This window comes from Actinomyces sp. ZJ308, assembly GCF_011752065.1.
Classification (GTDB): domain Bacteria; phylum Actinomycetota; class Actinomycetes; order Actinomycetales; family Actinomycetaceae; genus Actinomyces.
In genome coordinates this window covers 20,054-31,760 of sequence record NZ_JAAIJY010000027.1, presented here as the reverse complement: position 1 = coordinate 31,760, position 11,707 = coordinate 20,054, and the positions used below count along the sequence as shown (strand labels likewise).

Genomic DNA, 11,707 nt, shown 5'->3' with positions numbered 1-11,707 from the left:
GGAGTTTGCAGGGTCTGGGCCCAGGAGACCCCGCCTGGCGGAGGCACGGTGCTGAGCGGCTTGGGACGCCCCGTTGACGGAGAAAGGAGAAGTCCCTTACGTCGCTCAATCGACCATCCGCCTGGATCGTCTCTGCTGATCTCCGGTGTTGCCGCGGTGTCGTGCTCTAGTGTGGTCGTTGTCCTGATTGGGTGCGTCTTCGCGGCTGTGTAGCGCGGAGGAACGCAGCTGGTTCTGCCACGAAGGAGAGCAAGGAGGAGAGGCTGTCATGGGGCGTGTGTCTCGGCGTGTGCTGCTGGTGGGTGGTTGGTCGGTTCTGGGGGTTCCGGTGCTGGCCGCCTGCCTGGGCGGGGGTGGCGGCAGGAGCGGGGGCTCGGCGGCGTCCGGCGGCGCAGGGACAGGATCGGCCGGGGCGTCGGCCTCGGCGTCGGGTTCTGCGGGGGCGTCGGGCGGTTCGGGTCAGGGTGTGACCCGGACGGTGAGCACTGAGGGCGCGTCCGTGGAGGTCACGGTGGGGCCGGCTGTGGTCTCCAACGACGTCATGGTGGTTCCCCTGGCCGCCCACCTGGACAAGGCCGGGGCCGGTGCCTCCTCGTCCTCTTCTGATAAGAAGTTCGAGGCGGCCCAGGTCTGGAACGGCACTGGATCTTTTACTGGTGCTGATGGGGTGCGGTTGGTGGACTTCGATGCCGGCACCGTCCAGGAGACCTTCAAGGCCTCCTCCGAGAGTGTTTCCCTGTCCGACAAGGAGCCTGATGGGGTGGTGCATGCCCTGTTCAAGCCGGTCGAGGGCGGCAGCGTTAATGTGCTGGTGCCCGAGTCGGGGCTGTTCGAGGGCGTGCCGGTGGTGCGCGACGGCACGTTGTCCGAGGAGGCCAAGAAGGCGCTGGAGTACACCTACGACACCGGGAGCACCCCGGATCCGGTGGCCTTGGAGACGTTCACGGCGTCGGTGGACGGGGCCTCGGATACGCGGGTGACGGGCAAGTCGGTGGTGATCAACCTGGCCTCGGACGTCCTGTTCGACTCGGACTCGGCCGACCTGAGCGCCCAGGCCGACACGACGCTGAAGAAGGCGGCCGACCAGCTGTCCACCTACCCGGCCGGTGAGGTCACGATCGTGGGTCACACCGACGACGTCGCCGACGACGCTCACAACCAGGACCTGTCCCAGCGCCGGGCTCAGGCCGTGTCCGACCGGCTGGGGCAGCTGACGAGCATGTCGGCCTACAGCGTGAGTGTCTCGGGCAAGGGGGAGGGCGAGCCCCGGGTGCCCAACGACTCCGATGAGAACCGTCAGCTCAACCGTCGCGTGGAGATCACGCTGGTGCCCACCCAGGAGTCCTCCACCAAGTCCGACGCGGGCAAGGACGCGGGGCAGGGCGGTGATCTTCCCAAGGCCGAGGGGCCGGTGGCCAAGGGCGGTGAGGAGGTCACGGTGAAGCGGGGCAGCGGGGAGGACAAGCTGACCTTCGTGCTCAAGGAGGTCACCCGCCGTGGGAAGTACCTCGTCGGTGAGGTCCAGGCCACCGGCGGGCCTGGAGGCACTGATGTCGGGCCCTCGGACTGGTTGCAGCCGACCCAGCTGGCCGGAAGCGCCCGCGGTGAGGAGGACACCAAGCTGCTGGGCGCGATCACGGGGCTGAGCCTGCTGACCGCCCAGACGCGCTACTACCCGGTCGACTACGCCACCGCCCAGGGCGGCCACCACCCTTTGAGCGAGATCACCGCCGACAACAAACTAGGCGATGGCGACGCCACCACGCTGATAGTGGTGTGGCCCGACACCGGACAGGACACCGTCACCCTCGACCTCGAACCCTCCAAGCGCCCCACCCGCCCCAACAACCCCTTCCGAATCACCGACATCCCCGTCAAAGGGTGAGTCGACGACGAGACGGGACTCGGGCTCAGAGAGCCGGAGCGAGGCTGTGCGGTGATCGAGCGACCTCCAGCTCGTCGGCGATCCATGAGTACACGGTGCCGACGTAGTGGAAGGGGGCCGATCCCCAGCGATGCGCGTTGTCGGCGACGACGAGCTCATCGGGTACGTTGAGGACTCGCACATCGGTCTCTTGACGGACGAGATCGACGTAGCGGGCCATGACCCAGTTGCCTTCCACCGCCGTCTGTCCCCAGCTCGGTACCGTCGATTCTCCGGACGTGGTTCTCGTCGCCCACGGAACGTTGACCAGCACCGTCCTGCTCGTGAGGTCGAGCCGCTCCAGAAGACTGCGGAAATGCAGTAGTGCCGGTCTCCACAGGTGCAGGTGCTCAGCCGTCCCCAGCTCCAGGAACCTGGCGGTCAGTCCCTTGTAGAGGCCGGCCGTCAGTGCCTCTGTCGAGCGTGTCAGGAATGCCCCGGGGGCCGTCTCCAGTACGCCGAGACGCTCGTCGGTCAGGTCCCACAGCAGCAGATCCGTGCAGGCGGCGACAGCCGTCAGCTGCGCCTCCAGATTGCCCACCATGTCAGACAGGAAGGACCGCCGGGCGAACGGCGAGGTCAGCAGCGACAGGTCGAGGTCGCCGACGTCGGCCGGGCGCCCTGCGCTGATGAGCGACTGGCGGGCGATGTAACGCTCGACGCTCCAGCCCCGGTTCTCCATCTCGCCGGCCACGTCTCTGGCCACACAGGAGCCGTAGACGGTGACTCGTCCGGCCGGCCTGTTCTTCTCAGCATGCATGGTCATACTCCTCGAGCGTGTCGGAAGGGCAGTGTGCGACCTTCTGATCGCTGGATCCGCACTCCAGCCGGTTTCCACTTCTCCCGGCACGTGGCCAGAATCCCGACGGTCTTCTCAGGCTTGTCCTTGGCGATGCTCCAGGACCGCCATCGGTCATGGCCAGTACCGCCATGTCACGCACCATGCCGTCAGCTGAATGAGAACTGCGGCCGTGACTCCTATCGGCAGCATACGAGGATAGAAAATTCGGCGCGTTGACAAGAGTGTCCTGATAAGAGTCGCCAGGAGGAGCCATAGCGCCCGGGAGATCATGTATCGGTGTGCTGTCGAGAAATCGGTGGGGAGATGAGGGGGTGACGTGGTCGGCGACGGGACGGCTGACGGTGTGCGGGAACGAGTTGTGAAGGCTCGAGTAGGAGCTTCTGTCACCACGGACGACCTCCAAGATGCTGGGATGGGTGAGGCCCGGCAAGAAGGCCTTCTTTGTTCGCATTCTTATAACGGTAGTTGTGTCGAGGAACTGGAAAAGCGACTACCGCCATGATGAGGTTGTCTGCAATCAGACTGTGACGTTCAAGGCTCGCCGTGACGACGCTGAAACCCCTCGTCATCGTTGCGATACCAGGGAATAACTGGGGTCGGTCACATGATGGCCTCAGCTGATGATTCCATGTGCTCAGGGGTGGGGGCGCAGTTCCGCGCATTCATTGGGTTAAGTGATAAGGGGTGATCGCCGCCATAGTCGGGAACCTGCTGCGGAGGGGTAACAAGGGGATTCTGGGGGGTGGGAACTGTCTAGACTTAACGGCAAGCGCGTTCAACCGCCATACGCGCAACCAACGACAATGCCATCGACTCTTGTGTGATTCATACAAGAACCGATGACCCCGACCCGAGGACAATCTTGATGAAACGCGTGATCACCTATGGCTCCTTCGACCTGCTCCACTACGGGCATATCGAGCTGCTGCGTCGAGCCAAGGCGATGGGTGACTATCTCATTGTCGCTCTGTCCACCGATGAGTTCAGTGCCTTCAAGGGAAAGCAGGCTTATTTCTCCTACTCTCAGCGCAAGACGATGCTCGAGGCCATTCGGTACGTGGATCTGGTCGTTCCCGAGCGGACCTGGGGGCAGAAGAGCCAGGACATCGACGAGTACGGCATTGACGTGTTCGTCATCGGTGACGACTGGGTCGACACCTTCAATGAGCAGCTTGAAGGGCGATGCGAGATCGTCTATCTGCCGCGGACTCCGGAGATCGACTCCGCGAGGATGCAGGAGTGCCGTGACGTCGATCAGGCGCAGGTGATGTGAATGGTCTAGACGTGACGGCTGTGCCCGGGGCCGAAGTAGACGTCGTCAAGTGTGGCGGTCAGCAGGGATCGTTGACGCAGGATGTCGATGATCTGGCCGTAGAGGTGCGTGACGGTGGGAAAGTTCGCGTGACCGATGACGATGTGCTGCGCGAGCAACCACTTCTGCGCCTCGCCGAGAAGTACGTCCTCCGTCAGCAGGCCGGAGTCTCCGAACGAGCCGTACAACAGGGCGGCATTCGTGTAGCCGGCTTGAGCGCAGGCCGAGTCGGTGAAGGAGCTGCGACTGCCGTAGGGGGGACGGACGAAGGGTGCTCCGGTGACGCCATAGGTATTGCGCAGAAGGTTCTCGCACTGGGTGAGCTCGTCAATGATTGCCCGTTCTGACAATGTCGTCAGATCCGGGTGCGTCCAGGTGTGGTTGGCCAGCTGAATCTGTCCCGACTCCACGAGGGGCGCCAGCTTGTCCCGGTTGTCCGTCCAGCTCGGGTAGGCGCCCGTGACGAAGAAGGTGAGACGGACTCCCGAGTCCTTGGCGAAGTCCAGGTATGCGTCCACCACTGAGGAGTCGACGCCGTCGTCGACCGTGATGGCCACGACGTTGCCGACGTTCTCCGGCAGGCCGGTGATGATTGAGTCCGCTGGGGCGGGAGCGGGTAGCGGGGGTGGTCCGTCCTGAAGGTGGAGCGGACTGAGGGACGGTGTGGGGGAGGGCGTCTGTGACACAGGTGCGGATTCCGAAGGGGTGGCCTGTATCGGTGAGGAGCTCGAAGAATCGGCTCGGGGCGCCGACTGCACCGCGGTGCAGGCACTGAGACAGCCGGCCGTCCCGGCGGCCAGGGCGAGTAGGAAGTCGCGTCGTTGCATGGGAAGGACTTTCTCAGGCATGAGGTTGTGAGAGCATCAAGGACCTGTTCGGCAAGCACCATGAAAAGGGGACGTCCGAGCGGGCCGTTGCTCAGGGCGCCATGGGCGCGCAGTCGACACGTTCACTGTCGGGCACGTTCCCGAGGCGTGCAGGTGGGTCTCACTGCGGGCCGGAGGTCGAGACCGGCGCCAGCAGTCCGGTCTCGGACGATGGGGTGGCTGACGGGGTTTGAACCCGCGACCTCCTGGACCACAACCAGGCGCTCTGCCGACTGAGCTACAGCCACCATATGCGGCACAGCCGCAACGAGTCGGTACTGTATCCGGTCGACTCCTCGCACACCAAACTGAACTCGGTGCACTGCGTCACTTCACGAGACCACCTGGCGATCGTCCATCGTCTTCGGTCCCGTCACCTGGTCGGTTCGGCCAGGACGCGCTCAGCTGCCTCCTTGCACTCCTGCGAGCTCGGTCCCTCGCCGCTGGGGAACAGGACCGCACGGTAGTAGCGCAGCTCATCGATGGATTCCAGGATGTCCGCCAGTGCGCGGTGCCCGCCGACCTTCTTCGGGGCGTGGAAGAAGGTCCTGGGGTACCAGCGCTTGGCCAGCTCCTTGAGAGAGGAGACATCAACGATCCGGTAGTGAAGGTGCTCGATGAGCTCAGGCATGTCGCGAGCCAGGAACGCCTTGTCCGTGCCCACCGAGTTGCCTGCGAGCTGGGCGGTGCGGGGCTCGGGCACGAGGGACGTCACATAGTCCAGGACCGTCTTGCGGGCCGCCTCCATGGTCAGACCACCCTCCAGATCGGTGAGAAGACCCGAGGAGGTGTGCATGTTCCGCACATAGTCGTCCATCTGCTCCAGGGCGGCGGTGGGAGGCTTGATGAGCACGTCGATTCCTTCAGCCAGTGGCTTGAGCTCGTAGTCGGTGACGACGACGGCGACCTCGATCAGTGCGTCAGCGCTCAGGTTCAGGCCCGTCATCTCACAGTCGATCCACACCAGCGGGTCGGAGGTTGTCATCTGCTTGCTCACGAGCCCCACTCTAGTCGCCACCCACCCCTACCGGAATTCAGGTCATGGAGCCTGCGGCCGGGGCGGCGCGGCTCACGGCCGGTTCTTGGTCGAGCGGCCTGGTCGGGGTGAATATCGCGATAAGGTCTCTGCCAAGCCTGACTGCCCCTGAGCGACACGGAGCCCTTATGTCCCAAAGCCCCGCCCTTCGTCACCTCGGAAGCTCCTACATCATGGAGGCCCGGATCGGTGCGGGCGCCCAGGGCGAGGTCTGGCGCGGTCGGCGTACTGACGCCCGCGAGGTCCTGGCCTTCAAGGTGCTGCGCGCCGATCTCGTGGAGAACCCCGACGTCGTTGAGCGCTTCATCAAGGAGCGATCAACGCTGCTTCGGGTGCGAAGCCCTTATGTCGTCGCTATTCGTGATGTCGTCATTGAGGGCGCGACCTTCGCCATCGTCATGGACTACGTCAACGGTGGAGACCTGCGTGATCTGCTGAGGGCTCGCGGCTCGCTGCCTCCCGCGCAGGTGGCCGCCCTGGGCGCGCGCATCGCTCGGGGACTGACCGCGGTCCATCAGGCCGGGGTGATTCACCGGGACATCAAGCCCGCCAACGTCCTGCTCAGCTCGCGCCCGAGCAGCGGCGGTGACCCGGCGGAGACGGTTGCCACCGGCGTCGCCCCAGGAGGGGTCGTGCCGGATGCCGTCGTGCCTCGCCTGGCGGACTTCGGAGTGGCTCGCATCTGTGACACCTTCTCCGCATCCCACCTCACCGGGGCCATCGGTACCCCGCTGTACATGGCTCCGGAGATCCTGTCGATGCAGGCCCCGACCTCCGCGGCCGACATCTACTCGCTGGGCATCATGCTCTATGAGATGACCTGCGGAACGCCCCCGTTCGTGGGGCAGCCCGCCCAGCTGCTCAGTCAGCACGCGCGTCGTGACCCGGGCCGTCCCTACGGTGTTCCTGACGCCCTGTGGGAGCTCATCGCCTTGATGACCTCGAAGCAGCCCGACATGCGTCCCTCCATCGAGTTCGTCGCTCAGCGCCTGGAGGTCATGCAGTCCGCGCTGGCAGGTCTTCCAGCAGCCCCGAGGCTTGCGTCGCCGCCTCAGTCGACGGCCTCGGTCGTCCCCTACGACTGGGACGCTCCGTCGTCGGGCCGCACGGCGAATGCGGTGACGGCGCAGACGATGCAGACGATACAGGCGGGTTCCGCCCCGCATGCGGGGACGGTGCCGATGGAACCGGTGGCGCCGACCCTGGTAGCCGGGCAGCACGCCCACGCTCCCGGCCGGCTGGAGGCTGGACACGGCTTCCAGGGAGGTCTCCAAGGAGGTATGGGAGCCACTGCGCCGACCATGGCGACCATGCCCGGCAGTAGCGCTGTCAACCCGGCTGCCTCAGTCAACCCGGCTATCTCGGCCAACGGGGCTTCTCTCGCGCCCTTCTCCTCGCAGGTCGCCCCCCAGGGAGCCGGGTACGTGTCCTCCGAGGCGGCTGCCGGCGTCCCGAAGCGGTGGTGGCGTCGCCGGTGGGTCGCAGCGGCCGTCGTCGTCACCGTTCTGGCGGTCGTCGGGGCGAGTGCTACCTGGTGGTACTTCTTCTCCGGACCGGACGTCGGTAACGCCTGGCCAGCGGCACTACCCGAGGGCGACCGCGTTCAAGAGGACCAGCGCTATACCGACGTCGATGACCCCTATCTCTCCGAGGACAGGCGAATGCTCGTGTATTCCGATATGGGCAAGGTGCACCTGTTCGATCTGACGCGTAAGGGCACCAGCAAGGTGTGGAGCGGAGAATGCGATGAGGCTCGGTTCTGGGCGGGCACGTCCTTGCTCTGCATCAAGTTGACTGGAGGTGCGTCACTGGTCAGTGACAGCGGCAAGACCTCCAAGGCTCCGTTCCCTGAGGGCTCCACCTTCCTGGGAGCGACAACCGACGTCGCAGTGGTCTCCTCCGGCAAGGGAACGGCCACCGATGGTCCTCTGATCGCCTATGACACGGCGGGCAAGGAGAAATGGCGTGTGGGCGGGCACTATGAGAAAGGGCGAGTTCGCAACGGGTTTGTCCTGGCCTATGAGAGCAAGTCCAAACAGGTCCAGGTGCTGTCCGCCAAGGATGGTGCTGTCCTGATGTCCGAGACCGGCAAGGAGCCGGACTTCGCCGGCGACAAGCCTTTCCCCGGTGGAGTCAATATCGAGACTGGGCCGGAGGCCTTTTCGAGAGTGACGTCGTCGGGCGCCACGATCTACAAGGCCGATGGCAGTGAGGCGGGCACCGTATCGGGAAGTTTCACTGAGAATCACCGGTGGGCCGCATCAGTTCCCTTGGACTCCTCAGCACTGAAGGAGGCCTACGGGGCGCTGGCGAAGGCGTCGTCATCAACCATCCCTGTCATCGGTCCCCAGGGTACTGTCAATGTCTCGATCGATGTGAAGGCGTGCACAGCCAAGGTTGGTGGCAAGAGGCTCTCGCTTCCTGAGCCCGCCAAAGGTGAGGAATGCAATATCAGACCCATAGGTGGACTAAGGGATGGGCAGCTCCTCATGCAGGTCGGCAAGCTGGGCTACCTTGCCGACGAGACCGGTGCCCTAGTTGTCGCAGTCTCTCCGGAATCCGGCAAGGTCGGGTGGAAGACTCAGGGGACCTATGTCGCTACGGCGTCGCCACTGGACGGGGATAGCGGTGCCCGTTTGATGCTTGGTCAGGGAACCACTTATGACTACGACCTGGTGGTATCCAGCATCACCAGCAGATAGCCTCATACACGGACGCCGGGGTGCCAACCAGCTGGGTTGGCACCCCGGCGCCTGTACGGACGATAGTGAGTGGCTGTGATGAGTGAGGTCAGCGCCGCCCTCGGCGGGCCAGGGCGATGTAGCAGGCCACCATGCAGGCCAGGCCGATGGCCGAGAGCAGGCCGTAGTTCGTCAGCCACTGCGCGGTCTCGTGCTTCCACAGCGCGTCGTCGCGGTTGGGCATGATCGCGAGCATCTCCAAGGTGGAGGCGGCCATCGCGTAGCCCCATCGGGAGGGCATGAACCACGCCAGCTGCTCGAAGACCGCGCGTCCTGAGATCGGGATGATGCCTCCGGACAGGACCAGCTGAGCCATGATGGTGACCACCAGCACCGGCATCACCTGCTCGGAGGAGGAGACCATCGCCGAGACCGCCAGTCCCAGGAGGCCGGCGACGAAGGCGACGGCCCAGCAGCAGAAGGCCAGCTCCAGTCCCGGCCACCCGTTCAGGATGACGGCATCGGTGGGGCCCTTGTTGAGCGCCAGGGCGATTCCCATCATCAGCGCGGTCTGAACGGTGGTGATGAGAGCCAGGATGACTGCCTTGGAGAAGAGGTAGGCGCCGGATCTCAGCCCGACGGCCTTCTCTCGTAGGAAGACGTCCCGTTCCCCGATGAGGTCGCGGATGGTGGCCGACATGCCGGAGAAGGCCGCCCCGGTGATGAGAATGACCAGCAGCTGCATGGCCTGGCTGGAGTACTTGATGATTTGGGGAGTGGGGTTCTCCGGTGTCGGAGGTGTCGGCTCCGGGTAGTGGGGGACCGCGAAGCCGTCGCTGCCCTCGATCGCCTTGGTCAGCAGTCCCATGATGATGGGGAGCAGCAGCATGAAGGCGAGGTAGGAGGGGTCGGCCGCGACGATCCTCAGCTGACGTCGCACGAGCGTTGAGACCTGCCGGAGCACGGACTGCTGCTTGGGCGGCTTCTCCTGAGTGGCCGGTGCGGCGGCCGCTGCGGGAGCCCCGCCGCGCCGCGTCGAGGGCACCGTGGCCTCCATGTACTGGCGCAGCTCGGCAGTGTGGTTGCGGATGAGCGCATAGACATCGGCGTAGCCGTCCACGGCAGGCGGGTCGGGCAGCGTGCCCTTGGGAGTGTTGAGCAGGAGGCGTCCCTGGGAGGCGATCTCGTTGAGTCGCTGGCGGAAGTAGGAGAGCACCTCGCGGGGGGAGCCGTAGTAGACGGGCTTTCCGCCGGCCGCCAGGATGAGGACCTTGTCCGCCCGATCGATGTGGTTCTCGTTGTGGGTGACGACGACGACGGTGCGGCCGCTGTCACCGGGGCGCGTCCCGTGGGCCAGGGATGCCAGCAGGTCCATGACGTCGCGATCCAGCTGAGGGTCCAGGCCGGAGGTGGGTTCGTCAAGGAAGAGCAGGCTAGGACGGGTCAGCAGCTCGATGGCGGTGGAGACTCGCTTGCGCTGTCCTCCTGAGAGCTTCTTGATGCGCTTGTCCACGTGCGCGGTCAGATCCAGGTCCTCCAGCACCTCGGCGATGCGCTGACGCCGTTCGGTCTTGGTGACGTCCTTGGCGAATCTCAGCTCGGCGGCGTACTCCAGAGTCTTGCGGACGGTCAGAGCGGAGTGGATGACGTCGCTCTGGGGGACGACTCCGATCTTGTTGCGCATCACCGGATAGTGCTCGTAGACGTCCAGCCCGTTGAAGAGCACCTGGCCCTCCTGAGCCTTCTGCTCACCGGTGAGGGCCTTGAGCAGCGTCGACTTACCGGCTCCTGACGGTCCGACGACGGCCAGCAGCTCGTTGCCGGGAAGTGAGAAGGAGATTCCGTCGAGCAGCGTCAGGCTGCCGTTGTTGACGCGGAAGGTCAGGTCCTTGCCCACCAGCTCGCCGCCGGCACCGCCTGCGACCTGGACCTCACACAGCCCATCGGGACTCAGGGCGATGAAGGTCGATCCCAGTCCCAGGAGCACGGGTTGGGTCACCTGGACCTGTGAGACTCGTTGGCCGGCGACGTAGACGCCGTTCGTGGATCCCAGGTCGGTGACGACCATGCCGTTGGCGGAGACGTCAATACGGGCGTGGTGCTTGGAGATGAGCGGGTCGTCCAGAACGAGGGTGTTGTCGGGGGCTCGCCCGATAGTGCCCGAGGAGGTGATGCGGAAGGACTTGAGCGTGTGTCGGGAGGAGGGGAAGACGCCGGAGTTCGCCGAGCTCGACGACGGCGCTCCCTGCGGGCTTCCGGAGGCGACGTAGGTGGCCGCTGAACCCGCTGAGCTCATGGCCGGGGGCATGGGGCGGGCCTGTGACGGGACGGCTGTTGTCGGGGGGAGACCCGAGGAAGGAGGTTGGGGGTGGGGGGTGGCCTGTGGCGCTGAAGCCGCGCTTGGCTGGGACGGGATGAAGGGTGCGCTCGGTGCTGATCGGACAGGCTGACCCATCGGTTGCGACTGAATGGGGGGCCCGGCGTGAGGAGCGGCGTCGGAGACGACCGGGGTGAGTCCCAGAGCCGGTCCTGAGGCGTCACCCAGCTGGATTCGAGTGCCCTGGGTCACGAGCGCCTCACGTGTGACGGCCCCGTTGACGAGCATGCCGTTGCGTCCCTGGCAGCTCACGGCCCACCCGGATGGGGTGGGGGTCACCAGCAGATGCGTTCGAGACACGAGGGGGTGGACGATCTGAACATCGCTGTCAGGTGACCTTCCCACGGTGAAAGGCGTGGTGAAGGTATGAGGATCCAGCGAGGCCTGAGCAGAGAGGGAGCGCACGATGAGTGCGGGAGTGGGCAAGGCGCGGTCCTTCCAGGGGCGTGCGGCGGGGCTCCGGCCACGATACTGGGGTTTCGCCGTCATCGCTAAGAGTAAGGACTATCCAGTATGAGGTTGACTACATTGAGATTCTGTCGTGGTCCAGGGCGCTGATCGCCACGGGCTGTCGTTCTGGCTGGTCACAGCGTGGTTGCAGTGCTGTCACGGCTGCGTTGCAGCCCGTGTGGAGAGCGGCGCGGAGGCTGGTTGTAAGCGGGCGTGCGGAATCGGCCGCACGCCCGGTTGGATGTGCTCCCGTAATGGC

7 protein-coding genes and 1 tRNA gene are annotated in these 11,707 nt (G+C 65.1%); 3 read left to right on the top strand and 5 right to left on the bottom strand.

Annotated features, from left to right (window positions below):
* Window positions 1-268: 268 nt before the first annotated feature.
* Window positions 269-1,885, top strand: coding sequence for an OmpA family protein (locus tag HCR68_RS11115; RefSeq protein WP_167149462.1), 1,617 nt, complete (start codon window positions 269-271; stop codon window positions 1,883-1,885).
* Window positions 1,886-1,910: 25 nt separating this feature from the next.
* Here HCR68_RS11115 and HCR68_RS11110 read toward each other — a convergent pair whose 3' ends face one another.
* On the bottom strand, window positions 1,911-2,684 hold the full coding sequence (locus tag HCR68_RS11110; protein ID WP_167149460.1) for a DUF6270 domain-containing protein: 774 nt from the start codon (window positions 2,682-2,684) through the stop codon (window positions 1,911-1,913).
* A gap of 907 nt (window positions 2,685-3,591) precedes the next feature.
* Between HCR68_RS11110 and tagD the strand changes: the two genes are divergently transcribed.
* Window positions 3,592-3,999, top strand: a complete 408-nt coding sequence (tagD, locus tag HCR68_RS11105; protein ID WP_167149458.1) for a glycerol-3-phosphate cytidylyltransferase — start codon at window positions 3,592-3,594, stop codon at window positions 3,997-3,999.
* A gap of 5 nt (window positions 4,000-4,004) precedes the next feature.
* Here tagD and HCR68_RS11100 read toward each other — a convergent pair whose 3' ends face one another.
* The 3 genes from HCR68_RS11100 to orn all read right to left on the bottom strand — a co-directional run bounded on the left by HCR68_RS11100 (window position 4,005) and on the right by orn (window position 5,889).
* Window positions 4,005-4,865: a polysaccharide deacetylase family protein gene (locus HCR68_RS11100; RefSeq protein WP_167149456.1), complete on the bottom strand. Its 861-nt coding sequence runs from the start codon at window positions 4,863-4,865 to the stop codon at window positions 4,005-4,007.
* A 211-nt stretch (window positions 4,866-5,076) separates the two neighbouring features.
* A tRNA-His gene (locus tag HCR68_RS11095) sits at window positions 5,077-5,152 on the bottom strand.
* 125 nt (window positions 5,153-5,277) lie between these two features.
* Window positions 5,278-5,889: an oligoribonuclease gene (gene orn / locus HCR68_RS11090; protein WP_167149488.1), complete on the bottom strand. Its 612-nt coding sequence runs from the start codon at window positions 5,887-5,889 to the stop codon at window positions 5,278-5,280.
* Between the two features lie 179 nt (window positions 5,890-6,068).
* Here orn and HCR68_RS11085 point away from each other — a divergent pair, with 179 nt between their 5' ends.
* Window positions 6,069-8,642, top strand: a complete 2,574-nt coding sequence (locus HCR68_RS11085; protein ID WP_167149454.1) for a serine/threonine-protein kinase — start codon at window positions 6,069-6,071, stop codon at window positions 8,640-8,642.
* A gap of 88 nt (window positions 8,643-8,730) precedes the next feature.
* Here the strand turns inward: HCR68_RS11085 and HCR68_RS11080 are convergent, their stop codons facing one another.
* On the bottom strand, window positions 8,731-11,424 hold the full coding sequence (locus HCR68_RS11080; RefSeq protein ID WP_167149452.1) for an ATP-binding cassette domain-containing protein: 2,694 nt from the start codon (window positions 11,422-11,424) through the stop codon (window positions 8,731-8,733).
* Between the last annotated feature and the right edge of the window lie 283 nt (window positions 11,425-11,707).